The sequence below is a fragment of the Paenibacillus eucommiae genome (assembly GCF_017874215.1).
GTDB lineage: Bacteria > Bacillota > Bacilli > Paenibacillales > NBRC-103111 > Paenibacillus_AI > Paenibacillus_AI eucommiae.
Genome location: NZ_JAGGLB010000007.1, coordinates 17,276 through 31,331, shown reverse-complemented (window position 1 = coordinate 31,331; position 14,056 = coordinate 17,276). Strand labels below are relative to the sequence as shown.

At 45.8% G+C, this 14,056-nt stretch carries 12 protein-coding genes; all 12 read left to right on the top strand.

What is annotated here, in order from left to right:
- The first annotated feature begins 16 nt into the window (after positions 1 to 16).
- The 12 genes from J2Z66_RS12310 to J2Z66_RS12255 all read left to right on the top strand — a co-directional run bounded on the left by J2Z66_RS12310 (position 17) and on the right by J2Z66_RS12255 (position 14,022).
- Positions 17 to 1,276, top strand: coding sequence for an MFS transporter (locus tag J2Z66_RS12310; protein ID WP_312894520.1), 1,260 nt, complete (start codon positions 17 to 19; stop codon positions 1,274 to 1,276).
- A 5-nt stretch (positions 1,277 to 1,281) separates the two neighbouring features.
- Positions 1,282 to 1,512, top strand: coding sequence for a hypothetical protein (locus J2Z66_RS12305; protein WP_209971709.1), 231 nt, complete (start codon positions 1,282 to 1,284; stop codon positions 1,510 to 1,512).
- Between the two features lie 474 nt (positions 1,513 to 1,986).
- The gene (locus J2Z66_RS12300; protein WP_245375510.1) at positions 1,987 to 3,768 is read left to right on the top strand and encodes a sensor histidine kinase; all 1,782 of its coding nucleotides are present in this window, start codon (positions 1,987 to 1,989) and stop codon (positions 3,766 to 3,768) included.
- A 2-nt stretch (positions 3,769 to 3,770) separates the two neighbouring features.
- Complete coding sequence (locus J2Z66_RS12295) at positions 3,771 to 5,135, top strand: response regulator transcription factor (RefSeq protein ID WP_209971707.1); 1,365 nt, start codon at positions 3,771 to 3,773, stop codon at positions 5,133 to 5,135.
- A gap of 107 nt (positions 5,136 to 5,242) precedes the next feature.
- On the top strand, positions 5,243 to 6,934 hold the full coding sequence (locus J2Z66_RS12290; protein ID WP_209971706.1) for an extracellular solute-binding protein: 1,692 nt from the start codon (positions 5,243 to 5,245) through the stop codon (positions 6,932 to 6,934).
- Positions 6,935 to 7,119: 185 nt separating this feature from the next.
- A complete protein-coding gene (locus J2Z66_RS12285) occupies positions 7,120 to 8,166 on the top strand; it encodes a phosphotriesterase family protein (RefSeq protein WP_209971705.1) in 1,047 nt (348 codons plus the stop codon).
- A 49-nt stretch (positions 8,167 to 8,215) separates the two neighbouring features.
- Positions 8,216 to 9,001, top strand: a complete 786-nt coding sequence (locus tag J2Z66_RS12280; RefSeq protein ID WP_209971704.1) for an amidohydrolase family protein — start codon at positions 8,216 to 8,218, stop codon at positions 8,999 to 9,001.
- Complete coding sequence (locus J2Z66_RS12275) at positions 8,998 to 9,828, top strand: amidohydrolase family protein (protein WP_209971703.1); 831 nt, start codon at positions 8,998 to 9,000, stop codon at positions 9,826 to 9,828. The genes J2Z66_RS12280 and J2Z66_RS12275 overlap by 4 nt, the downstream gene beginning before the upstream one ends.
- 71 nt (positions 9,829 to 9,899) lie before the next feature.
- Positions 9,900 to 11,384 carry a hypothetical protein gene (locus J2Z66_RS12270; RefSeq protein WP_209971702.1) on the top strand — a complete coding sequence of 495 codons (1,485 nt, stop codon included), beginning with the start codon at positions 9,900 to 9,902 and terminating at the stop codon, positions 11,382 to 11,384.
- 13 nt (positions 11,385 to 11,397) lie between these two features.
- The gene (locus tag J2Z66_RS12265; RefSeq protein WP_209971701.1) at positions 11,398 to 12,642 is read left to right on the top strand and encodes a M24 family metallopeptidase; all 1,245 of its coding nucleotides are present in this window, start codon (positions 11,398 to 11,400) and stop codon (positions 12,640 to 12,642) included.
- A gap of 10 nt (positions 12,643 to 12,652) precedes the next feature.
- Complete coding sequence (locus J2Z66_RS12260) at positions 12,653 to 13,060, top strand: sensory rhodopsin transducer (RefSeq protein WP_209971700.1); 408 nt, start codon at positions 12,653 to 12,655, stop codon at positions 13,058 to 13,060.
- 104 nt (positions 13,061 to 13,164) lie between these two features.
- Positions 13,165 to 14,022, top strand: coding sequence for an ABC transporter permease (locus J2Z66_RS12255; protein ID WP_245375509.1), 858 nt, complete (start codon positions 13,165 to 13,167; stop codon positions 14,020 to 14,022).
- Positions 14,023 to 14,056 lie beyond the last annotated feature (34 nt).

The following is a 14,056-nucleotide window of genomic DNA, read 5'->3' as shown; positions in this document are numbered from 1 at the left end:
GAAAGGATGTTTTTTTATGAGCGTAACAGCGGGAAAAGCTGCAATCAACCCCCAACAAACGAACCAGACGAATCAGATGCACCAGAGGACTGTTTATTCCATTCTGTTTTCAATCAGTATTGTTCATTTATTGAATGATTCGATTCAATCTGTGATACCGGCGATTTTTCCCATTCTTCATGAATCGTTAAAGCTGAGCTTTTCACAAATTGGCTGGATCGCTTTTACATTAAATGTGACCGCTTCGTTATTTCAGCCGTTGATCGGTCTGTATACAGATTCGAAGCCCAAGCCATATCTGCTTCCTGCCGGTGTAGTTTTTTCTTTGATCGGCATGGTCGTATTAGCTGGAGCGAGCTCTTTTATACAGGTAATTTTGTCGGTAATTTTCATCGGATTGGGATCATCCGTTCTTCATCCAGAGGCGTCCCGTGTGGCTTATTTAGCTGGAGGACAGCGGAGAGGACTGGCACAGTCGATTTTTCAAACCGGGGGAAACATTGGTCAGGCATTGGCGCCTGTTTTTACCGCACTCATTTTCGTCCCGTTTGGTCAATTCGGTATTATTTGGTTTACATTTGCAGCCGTAGCAGCTATTATTGTGCAATTTTTTGTCGCCAAATGGTACCGCAATTATATAACAAGTCAAACGCTGGTAAAGAAAGTGATTATCGCAAAAAAACAGCTGCCTACAAAAATAATAGCGTACTCCATGACTATATTAATTTTGCTGCTGTTCTCCAAATTTGTATATATGGCGAGTATGACCGGGTTCTATGCGTTTTATTTGATTGACCATCATCAAGTTTCGACCGAATATGCGCAAGTGTTTATTTTTGCTTTGCTGGCTGCCGGAGCAGTAGGAACCTTCCTCGGGGGACCGATGGCGGACCGCTTCGGAAGGCGGAATATGATCTGGTTCTCGATTCTGGGAACGGCACCTTTCTCGCTGCTGCTGCCATATGCCAATTTGTTCTGGTCAGGCGTGCTTTGTGTGCTTATTGGATTTATTTTGCTGTCAGGGTTTTCGGTCATCATCGTTTACGCACAGGAGCTACTGCCGGGGAAGGTAGGGACCGTATCCGGATTGTTTTTCGGCATTGCCTTTGGCCTTGGCGGCATTGGTTCAGCTGTGTTAGGGATGCTGGCTGATGTAACCAGCATTTCATTTGTTATTCAGCTATGTGCTTATTTGCCGTTGATTGGCCTACTGGCGGCGCTTCTTCCTACGGATGCCAAGCTGCAAATGGGTTCTGCCCCTTCGACAGCGAAGTGATGGTAATGATAGGAAAAGTAGAAGGAGTAGAAACAGTAGAAACAGTAGAAACAGTAGAAACAGTAGAAACAGTAGAAATAATAGTACTAAGATCTCTTGACGCCGTAAGGCGTTTTTTTGTTTTGTTGGAAAGTATAAGTATTTGGGGGATGCATGGAGCAAAAAATTCAATTACACAGTGCTTTACAGTGGTTAAGGTGGATATTATTATTATCGGTTTGAGAGTGGCACGTTAGGCAATTTGTGGCTGAGATCAGGGCAGGGATTTGGGAATAGGAGGGATAGTAGTGTCTAGAGCAAGCCTGTTTTTCACCGGAATGAGCATATGCTTGACTTAACGATGTTTTTCATCGTTAAAGCAAGTGTTTCCAGGTTAATCAGCACGTTAATGATGTTTTTCATCGTTATAAGAGGTCGGATGGCCCTCTCAGGGTAGAAAACAGGGATTTAACGATGAACATCGTTAAAGTAAGGATGTGGTTGGAGCTGGTGCTTTTAACGATGAAAAACATCGTTAAAGTAGCAAAGCAGCAGTTCCCCTCTCGGTTTTGCGCGCTGGCGGGCCGTTCTTCATCTACAGCGGCTGGAGCCCACAGCCATTCCCTCCATAGATAAAACGAACCAGCTGTCGTATAATGAGTCTGATTAAAGGCGTATGCTTACGATACAGGTTTGGATGATGCGATCATGGGGAGGATGGATCATTGTACATGTGGAAGAAGATGAAATTTGGCAATATTCCTATTTTTCCGAAGCTTATTATCACTTTTTTGGTTATTATGATGCCTCTATTTGCCTTGAGCCTTACTCTAAATGAGCTTGGCAAGCAAGAAGTGAAAAACCAAATATCGAACTCCACGAGCACAACGATTCATTATTATTTCATGTCGCTGGAGAAGGAGCTGGAGCGCATTAGCCGCGCGCAGCAAGAGTTTATTAATGATGAGGATCTTATGCAATTGAGCTATCAAATGCCTATTATGACGGATTATATGCGGACGAAGGCGATCAACAATTTGAAGATGAAATTAACGGCATTAAAGGATTCCAGTGTGTATGTCAAGGATATCAGTATTTATATCGATTCGCTGGGAAGTGCAGTTTCAACCTCCAATGCCCCCAACAATCCCAATGTGAAAAAGGAGGCGGAGGAAATCGTCGAGGCTACTTCCAGCAGCGGGTTTCCGTTAACCTTTTGGAAAGATCGGCTGTACTTAAATTTAACTTATCCAAATATTTTGATCAACAGGGATTCGAAGCCCCCTCAATTTATTCAAAATATCGAATTGTCTGTGGATGCGCTGCGAAATGCGTTGAATGCGTTCCCACAGGAGGGTGGGGCGATATTATTTAACGAAAACTGGACGGTTGCTAATGATAAGTACCCCGAGCCTGTGGCGGAAATCAGAAAGCAGCTGGGAAAGCAGCTGGAGTCAGAGATCGGGCAAGCGGCTGTTTTCACGAAGCAGGTCAGCGTCGGCAAAGAAAAATATGTGGTTATTTATGAGAAGTCAGCTTTTTTGGAAGCAGCACTGCTGTTTTATTTTCCTGAGAATATAATTTTGGGGCAGTTGAAAACGTATGGCACCTGGTTCTGGCTGCTTGTATGCTGTTCGATTGTGATTGTCATTTTGTTCTCATACGGTATTTATTTGCTGATTCACCGCCCTCTGCAGATTTTGATTAAACGGTTTAGAAATGTGGAAGAAGGCAATTTCAATGCGGCGCTGCCCTCGATTCGGCAGGATGAATTCGGCTATATTTTTAACCGTTTCGATAGAACGGTACAAAGCTTGAAGACGCTCATTGATGAGCTTTATGTGCAGAAAATCCGATTACAGCAATCCGAGCTGAAGCAGCTGCAGATGCAGATTACCCCTCATTTTCTTTATAACAGCTTTTTTATTCTTCACCGCTTGATTAAAAACGATGAGAATGAGACAGCAGAGAAGGTGTCCAAAAATCTGGGTGATTATTTTCAGTTTATTACCCGTAACGGCTTAGAGGAAGTGTCCATCGAGAATGAGGTGAATCATGTCAGGTCTTATGTAGAGATCCAGAATATTCGTTTCTCCAATCGAATCACTACGGATTTTCAACCGCTTCCCGCTGGCTTTCAAGATATTATGATTCCCCGCCTGATTTTTCAGCCTCTTGTCGAGAATGCTTATGAGCATGGGCTCGGTGACGTTGTAGCAGAAGGAAGATTGCATATTGGCTATGAGATCGCTGAAGATAAGCTTTATTTCTCGGTAGAGGATAATGGAGCTGGCTTGACGGAGGAGCAGTTGGCAGACATGCGCAGGAAGCTAGCCTTTGATGAGGAAGGAGAGACGACGGGACTCGTTAATATTCAGCGCCGTCTGAAGCTAAAATATGGTGAACGCGGAGGACTGGAGGTCATGCCTGGTGCTATGGGCGGCTTGCTGGTCCGGATTTATATCCCTAATGACAAGCATGATAAAAATGACAAACCATACAAAGGAGAATAAACATGTATCGTGTACTTATCGTCGATGATGAGCCCATTATTGTAAACAGCTTGTATCAATTGCTTCGCGAGGCCGCGCATTTGGAGCTGGAGGCTTGCCGCGCTTATAACGTGTATGAGGCACTGGATTATCTGCAGCAAACGCGGATTGATGTGGTGATTTCAGATATCCGTATGCCTGGAATGAGCGGAATTGAGCTTCATAAGCAAATCATGCAAAGCTGGCCGCGCTGTAAGGTGATTTTTCTTACGGGATACAATGATTTCGACTACGTTCGTCATGCTATCCGCACTGGCGGCGTTGTTGATTATGTGCTGAAAAATGAAGATGATCATATTATTTTGGCAGCTGTGAAGAAAGCGTTTGCTGAACTGGAGAGGGTTGAGGACGGAGCTGATTATATGTTGAATGCGAAAAAAAAGCTTCAGCTCGCCATCCCGGCCCTGCAAAAAAACACGCTGTTCGATCTGATGCAGGATGCCTCTCTTTCCTTGAAAGAAATCGGAAAAAGATTTAACGAATCGGAAATTCCTCTGTTCCCGGAAAAAAGGGTGCTGCTTGTGGCGGGTAAAGTGGATGTATGGCAGGACGACTTAAGTGAGTCTGATCGAACACTGCTTATATATGCTTGTCAGAACATTGCCGAGGAATACTTGTCACCAACGGTTGCTCATGTTTCTGTCGTATTTGAGTCTTATAAATTTCTGTGGTTTATGCAGCCTAGAGATTTATTAGAAAAAGATACTTTAGACCTGGAGCAGGAAAAAAGAGCTTGGCAAAATATGAAATCAAGAGTTTATGGCATTATGGAGGCTGTGCAAGAAACTTGCGGGCAACTGTTGAAGCTGCCTGTGTCCTTTGTCATTGGCCGCGAAGCTTACGCATGGGAGCAGCTGGGCTCCCAATTCGACCATTTGAAAACGCTGCTTGGACAAGGCTTCAATGGCGGGCACGAGCTGCTTATCCAGGATAGCGAAAGCTTCGGGTTCCCAAAGGGGACGCAGATGCTTCAGCCTGTTTCCGAATCACAGCAAAGCCAAGGGCTGATTACCTCCATCAATCAGTATATCCAGCAGCATCTTGGAGGCGACCTCTCTTTGACCAAGCTGTCTACCATAGTTCATCATAGCCCGACTTATTTATCCCGTTTGTATAAACGGATGACAGGAACGATGCTTTCAGACTACATAACGGAAGAACGAATGAAGAAAGCCAAGCAGCAGCTCGCTGAAACGTCTGTGAAAATTCAGGAGATAGCAACGAACGTAGGGTATGAAGCGGCGCCTCAATTTAACCGGTCGTTCAAAAAAATGTTCAAAATGACGCCGCAGGAGTACAGGGACTCTTTTCAAAAGAAGAATTTGTAGAAAAGCGCAACAGAAGTCAAGGAAAGCAACAATGGCAAATAGCTTCGACCATCCCGATCTCTTATGATAATAGAGCAAGCACAAATTGATATTGGGGGGAACAAAGCATGAAAGGTAAGACCGCAAAACGGCTGATGGTATGTCTACTCGTATTTTCGATGATTCTTGTCTCAGCCTGCAGCTCCAAGCAGAAGGACGGGAAAGAGGGAGAAGCATCCGCTACACCTACAAGCAGCACAGAAGCAAGCAGTACACCAAAGGAAACTCCTGCTGCAAGCCACGATCCGCTTGGCAAGATTGATCCGCCAATTGAAGTAACGGCAGTAAGACAGCTGGATTCAACGACCAAATTCGTAGAGGGCGAATCGATTGAGAAAAACGCCTGGAACCAATTATATGAAGATGAGTTCGGTATTAAGCTCAAGTATTTGTGGGTTGCCGATCCGAGTCAATATAACCAGAAATTTAATGTTACGATGGCTTCCGGAAAGCTGCCTGATATTATGCCAGTCGACAGCACTCAGTTCAACCAATTGGTTGAAGCGGATCAATTAGAGGATCTGACAGAGGCGCTTGAAAACTATGGATTACCGATCACGAAAGAATTACTGACCAAAGATGGCGGAGTCGGCCTTAATTCGGCAACCTTCGGCGGCAAGCTGTTAGGCATACCTGTAAATCCCGGTGCGGTTGATAATGCTCCGCTCCTCTGGGTGCGTTCGGATTGGTTAAAGAAATTGAATTTGCCGGAACCGAAGACGATGGAGGATGTATTCAAGATCGCAGAAGCCTTCGCCACGCAGGACCCGGATGGCAATAAGGTGAAGGATACTTTTGGTCTAGGCGTGGATAAGCTTCTATATGACCCTGTGTTTGGATTGACGGGCTTCTTCAACGGGTATCACGCTTACCCTAAGATTTGGGTCGAGAATGCAGCTGGCGAATATGTATATGGAAGCATTCAACCTGAAATGAAAGAGGGCTTGGCAAAGCTTCAGAATATGTACCAAACCGGGGTGCTTGATCGTGAATTTGGCGTTAAAGATATAGAAAAGCTGATCCAGATGGGTAATGCAGGCAAGCTCGGCATGTTCTATGGTGTCATGTACGGCAATAGCTACTTCCTCGAAGGCAAGAAATTGGATACGGAAATGGATTGGATACCTTATGCGCTTCCATCGATTGATGCTCAAGCTGCTAAACCGCAATTGGTGTTCCCTATAGGTAAATATTATGCCGTGAAAAAAGGGATGAAGCATCCCGAAGCACTGATCAAGATGTTGAATGCGTTCAGCAACGACTGGGACCGGACGAAATATCCGCTTACTGCGATCAACCAGGATGGAGATATTGCGAAATGGATGTATGCTCTGGTGGCAGGAGCGAATCCAACTCAGAATCTTGACATGTATGACCATGTATCGAAAGCGATCGAGAAGGGGGACGAATCCCTGCTGGATCCGAAAGCGCCAGGTCAGAAAATATTTTTTGACAGCCTGAAGAAATGGGAAAAAGGAGATATTGAAGGGTGGAGCTACGCCAGAATTTATGATGCTCAAAGACTATTGTTTGAGTACAACAAAAATGACGGACTCCTGATGACCAAATATATAGCCGGGCCTACAGCAACGATGGTAGAAAAAGGATCGACTCTGGATAAGATGGAGCTGGAAACTTTCACGAAAATTATTATGGGAGAAGCTCCGATTGATACCTTTGATGAGTTCGTAGCTAACTGGAAAAAGCTTGGCGGCGACACGATTACCCAAGAAGTGGCCAAGTGGAAGGCGAGTAAATAGCAGCAAGTAAAAAAGCACATAAGAGCAGCTGGAAAAGCAGGCAGAATGAGATCGTAGGGACTAGTAAACGAAACGATCTGAGGGATCACATGCTAGGGATTACATTTGGATCACTGCCTTCTTCGCTTTGCCTGCTTTTTCCGGTAAGTATGAATTTTTAAGCCAAATAAGAGGAAGTGAATGAAATGTCCGTAATGACAGTGACAGGCAAGGTAAGGGCGGACACTCTAGGCTTGGTGCTGCCCCATGAGCACGCCTTTATTGATCTAAGAAATCTGGTGCCTGCTCCGCATACCATTTCCGGAAAAGTGCTGGCGCAAGAGAAAGTAAGTATGGCTAATCTGGGCAAGCTGCAGAGGAATCCTTATGCTGTTCTGGATAATGCAGTGCTCGATGATGAGAACATTATGGAGTGGGAGCTCCTTGAGTTTAAGAAAGCCGGAGGCAAGACGTTCGTCGATCTTACTTTGCGGGATATTGGCAGAGATCCGGTTCTGCTTGCACGATTAGCAAGGGCGCTTGATATTAATATCATTGCTGGCTGCGGATATTATATTAAAGCTTCCCATCCGCCAGATATGGATGATAAAACGATTGATGACATTACGGAGGAGATACTCCGGGAAATTAAATACGGAATCGATGGCACGACGATTAAAGCTGGTGTAATTGGTGAGATCGGCACGAGTGAAATTATTTATCCGAATGAAAGAAAGACGCTGATTGCAGCGGCGGCAGCCCAGCAGGAAACTGGACTTGGTCTTCATGTGCATACAGATTTGTGGGCAACAAACGGCTATGAGGTTGTGAAAATTCTGACGGAACAGGGTGCTGCACCCGAAAAAATATGCATTAATCACATCGATGTGGACATCAAGCTGGATTATATCAAGGAGCTGCTTCATCAAGGCGTTTATGTTGAATTTGACAATTTCGGCAAGGAGTTTTATGCCGACAAGAGGCATAGAAGTGTTCTGAAAGGACTTTTTGCCAGAGATATAGAGCGGGTTAGAGCGATCAGGGAGCTGATCAGCTGTGGATTCCTCTCCCAAATACTGCTGTCCACGGATGTTTGTCTGAAAACCTGCATCCACCATTATGGCGGATGGGGATATGATCACGTTATTACCAATATCATCCCCATGCTGCAGGATGAAGGCGTATCGGATGAACAGATCCAAATGCTGATGGTCCACAATCCCGCAGTTTTTCTGGATGACGGAAAAGAGTAAGGAAGCGAGTAGCGATTAGTGAGTAGTGAGTAAACATACGAGGTGCCCTATGAAAATTATCGATTGCAGCTGTGCTATTGGTTACAAAACAGTCAATTATGAGGTCGTTAATCATGAGAATCTGATTGTTCGGGAAAAAGTGAAGCAAGCGCGTGATGCGGAGGAGCTGCTGGCCGAGCTGGACTTCTGCGGGATTTATGGCGCGGTGGTGAGCCACAACACTATGGCGGATGTGGATCCGGATTACGGCAACCGGGCAGTTCTCGCCGAGGTCGCGAAAGCACCGGATCGGCTGCTGCCGACATGGACGATTCTGCCGCCGATTACGGAGAGCCAGTATGCGCCAGAGCATTTATTTCCCGCTATGAAGGCTAACCGGGTTCAGATGCTGAGAGCTTACCCCGAACGCAATCGTTACCTGCTTAACGGAGTCGTCATGGGTGAGCTGATCGGGGAAATTGCAGCTGCCGGCATTCCGCTGTACCTTTCTCCGAGTGAAGGCTGGCAGGGAATATACAGCATACTTCAGGAGTACCCGACCTTGACGGTTATTCTTCACAACTACGGCTTATGGAGCCATGCCCGTTTAACCTTTCCGTTATTTCAGACATATCCAAATTTCTATATCGAAACAGGGGATATGCAGGCTGCCGGAGAGATCAAGGAAATCTGCGGCAAGTTCGGTTCGGAACGCCTGCTTTTCGGCTCCGATTTCCCGAGTAATGCTATAGGCGGACCGCTGGCCACATTGTTGGGAGCTGGAATAGCCCCAGCGCATATCGAGAACATTGCCTACAAAAATGTGGAAAGAATGCTGGGTGAGGTGAAGCTATGAGCAGCATAACGATGACCAATAAATCGCAGCTTGCCAAGGAATTTGTGGAAACAGGCCGGTTATCCAGCATCTCTGTTATAGATATGCATACGCATATGGGACCCTTCTACGGCACTTATTTACCGGAAGCGCATCTGGAAACGATGATGCAGACGATGGACAGGGAAAACATAGAATGGATTATTTCTGCACCGCATAGTGCGTTGTTTGACCCGATTGGTGGAAATTCAGAGATTCGTGCGGCGATGAGTCAATATCCGGAGCGAATCTATGGCTATTATACGGTGAATCCACATTATGATCACGATCTGGAACGGGATCTGGAGGAATATGATAGTGTGGGCGGTTATGTCGGGTTTAAGTTTCTGCCCGATTATCACAAGTATCCGCTTGACGGCGAAAAGTTTCGTAGAATCTATGAATTTGCCAACGAGCGCGGCTTGCTTATCCTGTCTCACACCTGGGGACACAGCCTTTACAATCCCCCGCAGATGGTGGAAAAGCTGGCCAAGAAGTACAGCAATATTACTTTCCTGCTTGGCCATTCGGCACCTGGAGAAACCGATTATGCGATAGAGCTGGCCAAAAATCAGCGGAATGTATATCTGGAGCTTTGCGATACAGGGCGGCTGAGCGGGATGATCGGCAAAATGGTCCGGGAAGCATCCTCCGAAAAAGTATTGTTCGGAACGGATTTCCCTTGGTATGACCCGCACTATATGCTGGGCAGCGTGTTGTTCTCCGGCATTAGCGACGACGATATACGAAATATTATTCATCATAACGCTGAACGTTTAGTGAGCGACATATTAAAGCGTAAAGCTTAGCAGAGCAGCAAAACTTAAGCAAAATTTAGCAAGCAGGAAGCACTAGAAGCAAGGGAAGGACAGTGAACATCATGACAGCATTCATAGAATCTTTTGAGACTGCTAAAGGCAATGTTTTCGGAGATCTGCTGACCACGAAAGTGGAAAGCAAGACACTTAAGGTAGGTTTGGTCACGTTGGGCTTTTTCGAGTATTGGAGAATGTTCCCGGACTCCTTGAAGGCCAATGTTACAGCGGACATGACTTGCATCTATAACAATCTGAGCAAGCATCTTCCTCAAGACAACGTTATCTGGCCGGGTATCATTGATACACTGGATGCTGCGGAAGCAGCGGGAAAACAGCTGGCAGCGGAGCAGGTTGATCTGATTGTATATGTTGCCGGGACTTATTGTCCGGATTATATGGCGATTCAGGCTTTGGAGCATATCCGGCACGTTCCGGTCCTGCTGTTTAACACCCAACATGACAATAAAATTAATCTGGGCACGAATTATGAAAATATTTTAAGGAATAGTGCCTTAATTGCCAATCTTCAACTAGCAGCAACCTTCAAAAAGATGGGCTGGTACAAAGAACTGAAGGTTGTGGTAGGGTCCATCGAAGACGTCTCCGCTTATGATGAAATCACCAAGTATATTCGCTCCTATAAAGCCTATATAAACCTTAAAAGTACGAACATAGGTGTAATCGGTCATGTATTTCGGGGGATGTACGACTTTGAATACGATAAAACGATGATTAAAGGTACGTTAGGGCCGAATATTATTTCCATTCAGGTGGATCACCTGCTTGAGCAGTTCGATAAGGCGACGGATGAAGAGATCGAAGCGATCAATGAAGCGACCAAGAACAGGTTTCGGATTGTAGGGTTGAGCGAGGACGACATTTATAAATCTTCCAGGTTTTACGTTGCACTGAGAAATACGCTGGAGCGATTTAGACTGGATGCACTTACGCTGTTGGGTCAGCATTATGTGGAGCAGAAGACAGGAACGACCTCGTATTTGGCCAACACCTTGATGCATGAAGAAGCCAAGTATGTTGTAAATACCGAAGGTGATGTCCACGGCCTGATTATTATGAGCCTGATGAACATGCTCAGCGGGAAAGTGCCGGCCTATGCTGAATGGGGCGAATTCGATGAAGAGCTTAACGCTCTCCTGATGGTTCATCACGGCTATGCCAATACGGAATATGCGACAGACCGCAGCACGGTTCAGGTCAATCGCTCTCCCGAGCAGTGGGGTCTCCAAGGATCGGGCTTCGGCTTTGAGTACACACTGAAGCCCGGAGAGGTGACGATCAGCCACCTCATTATCGATGCCGAGGGTTATAAAATGTTAATAGTCAAAGGCCAGGCGCTGCATATTCCGGAGAACATTCCTTGTGAAGAGATCACAGCAGTCATACAGCTCGAAACGCCCATCAAGCAGTTTCTTAAGGAATTGATCAAGGAAGGCTTTGCTCATCACTGCATTATTGGCTACGGAGATCTGACGGAAGAGCTGTCGAATATTGCCGATTTCATGAAAATCAGAAAATACATGTATTAAAGGAGTGTTTACATTGCAAATAGAGCGTACAGATACAGAACATACAGGGTATACATCACTGTTAAGAATCCCGGCTGAGGAATTTGCTGACAGAGTCAGAAAGCTAAGGGTGCTGATGAGCGAACAGGGTATTCAAGCTTGCTTGATTTATGGAGACGAGTACAGGAAGGAAAATTTGCGGTACATGAGCAATTACTGGCCTTTATTTGAAAGAGGCGCTGTTATGGTGCCGCTAACGGGCGAGCCTTTCGTCATTGCAGCCCCGGAAGGGGAGATGTTCTGCCGCGAAACGAGCGCATGGCCGGATATCCGGCTTCTTCCGGAATTCAATTGCGTGACCGTACCAGATAAGATTGAATATCCTCTGGCTCACTATACAAGCCTGACCGCGATCAGCAGGGAGTTGCAGAGCAGCCATCCGCTGCAAAGAATAGGCCTCGTTGGCATCGATGCGATGCCCGTTCCCTTAATGAAGATGATTGAACAAAGCTTTGAAGGCGTAGAGATCGTCGATGCGGGTGATCTTTTATTCAAACTGAGGATGACCAAGACTGCGAATGAAATTGCCTGTCTCCAGGAAGCGGCGAGAATTGCTGACGCGGGCTACAAGATGATGATTAACCAGGTGAAGCCGGGCATGACCGAGCTGGAGCTCGCCTCATTGGCTTACGGGGAATGTACCAGGCAGGGAGCGGAAAGTATTCCGTTCTGTCTGTTAACAAGCGGTGAGCGGGTTCATACGATTATCGGAAGAGCATCGGGAAAGGTAATTGAGAACGGAGATATGATCATGGCCGCTATTGCGGTGCAGGTCGAGGGCTACGTGGCCACCTTGAATTTTCCTTTTGTTGCAGGTGAAATAAGCAGCGAGCAGCAGGCATTTATTACGATTCTAGTTGAAGCCGAAGACCAGGCATTATCCCAAATCAAAGCGGGGGCCAAACAGAGTGAAGTGGTGCGCGCCGTTAAAGCCTATTTCAAAGACAAGGACGTAACGGAGTATGACCTGTACCCGCCACTGCATGGCTGCGGACTGGCAGAAGCGGAGTCACCGTACCCGGATGAAAATTCCGAGGCGATATTTGCAGCAGGAATGACGGTTAATACAGACGTTAGTCTTTTCGGACATCCACACGGCTCCAACCGGATTGAGGAAAGCCTGCTTGTAACCGATACCGGGTACGAATCGATGTCCAAGCTGGTCAGACAGCTAAGCACTACGTGGAAAGAAACAGGGATCGTAAAGGTCTTGGAATAGGAGGGCGAAAATGGACAAAAAGAACGTGATGGAGGACAAACAGGATAAACTGGGAGCCAAAAACTGGTACATTATTGACGGGTATTTACCCTATAAAGGGAAAGTGGATCATGATAACCTGGAAGGTCATGAAGCAGTAATGATTCTTAACTGCCATGATGAAGATGCCGAAATATTGATGGATGTTTTCTATGAAGATCGGGAGCCTGACACGAACATCCCGCTCGTTGTTCCGGCAAGAAGAGTTAAATGCTTCCGAATGGATCATCCGGATGAAATTGGCGGTATAAAGCTGGAGCCGCAGCTGCAATATTCCCTGAGATTCAGAAGTCAGATTGAAGTCGTTGTTCAGTATGGCCGGATGGATGTAGCCCAGCCCAATTTGGCTTATATAGGTATGCTCGGGTATTCGGAATGATGGATAATGTGAAATATACGAAAAGTGATACAAGTGTACAAATTCCCCATAATGCCCGAAGTACCAAAAAGGCAAAGCACAAGCGTGAGTTTCCGCTGCATCTTATGCTGATTCCTGGAGTCATTATTGTTTTGATCTATAGTTATTTGCCGATGGTTGGCATTCTCTTCGCTTTTCAAAAGTTTATTCCTGTACAGGGCCTGTTCGGTTCAAAATGGGTCGGATTCGATAATTTCCGTTATGTGCTGCAAATGCCGGATGTTTGGCAAGTGCTATGGAACACCTTTTATATCGCCACGATGAAAATTATCGCAGGACAAATTGTTCCGATTACGGTTGCTTTGTTATTAAATGAAATGAAACGTGCCTTTGTTAAACGCGGTGTCCAAACGCTCATTTATTTGCCTCATTTTTTATCCTGGGTCATTCTTGGAGCTATTATTGCTGATATTTTATCGCCTTCAGAGGGAATTGTGAATCAAATGCTCCAGGCATTTGGCATAGATCCGGTATTTTTCCTTGGCAGCAACAAGTGGTTCCCATCCGTACTGATTATTTCCGATGTTTGGAAGGAATTCGGTTTTAGTACAATTGTATATTTGGCGGCCATTACGAGCATTAACCCCTCCTTGTACGAAGCAGCCATTGTCGATGGCGCGAATTATACCAGACAGGCGTGGCATATTACACTGCCGGGGATGGTGCCGATCATCATTTTGCTGGCTACCTTAAGCTTGGGAAGTGTACTGAATGCCGGGTTCGATCAAGTGTTTAATTTATACAGCCCAACCGTTTATCAAAGCGGGGATATATTGGACACCTTAATTTACCGTATAGGTCTCATTGACGCTCAATTTGGCGTGGCAACGGCAATCGGACTGTTTAAATCAGTAGTATCGCTGGTGCTCATATCCATTTCGTATATCCTGGCCTATCGGATAGCCAATTACCGTATTTTTTAAAATAAAGGGATTGTAAAATATCGTTTACCCTTGA

Coding starts and splice junctions, on each gene's coding strand:
- J2Z66_RS12310 (WP_312894520.1), top strand. CDS start 17: ATGAGCGTAACAGCGGGAAAAGCTGCAATCAACCCCCAACAAACGAAC.
- J2Z66_RS12305 (WP_209971709.1), top strand. CDS start 1,282: ATGATAGGAAAAGTAGAAGGAGTAGAAACAGTAGAAACAGTAGAAACA.
- J2Z66_RS12300 (WP_245375510.1), top strand. CDS start 1,987: ATGTGGAAGAAGATGAAATTTGGCAATATTCCTATTTTTCCGAAGCTT.
- J2Z66_RS12295 (WP_209971707.1), top strand. CDS start 3,771: ATGTATCGTGTACTTATCGTCGATGATGAGCCCATTATTGTAAACAGC.
- J2Z66_RS12290 (WP_209971706.1), top strand. CDS start 5,243: ATGAAAGGTAAGACCGCAAAACGGCTGATGGTATGTCTACTCGTATTT.
- J2Z66_RS12285 (WP_209971705.1), top strand. CDS start 7,120: ATGTCCGTAATGACAGTGACAGGCAAGGTAAGGGCGGACACTCTAGGC.
- J2Z66_RS12280 (WP_209971704.1), top strand. CDS start 8,216: ATGAAAATTATCGATTGCAGCTGTGCTATTGGTTACAAAACAGTCAAT.
- J2Z66_RS12275 (WP_209971703.1), top strand. CDS start 8,998: ATGAGCAGCATAACGATGACCAATAAATCGCAGCTTGCCAAGGAATTT.
- J2Z66_RS12270 (WP_209971702.1), top strand. CDS start 9,900: ATGACAGCATTCATAGAATCTTTTGAGACTGCTAAAGGCAATGTTTTC.
- J2Z66_RS12260 (WP_209971700.1), top strand. CDS start 12,653: ATGGACAAAAAGAACGTGATGGAGGACAAACAGGATAAACTGGGAGCC.
- J2Z66_RS12255 (WP_245375509.1), top strand. CDS start 13,165: ATGCTGATTCCTGGAGTCATTATTGTTTTGATCTATAGTTATTTGCCG.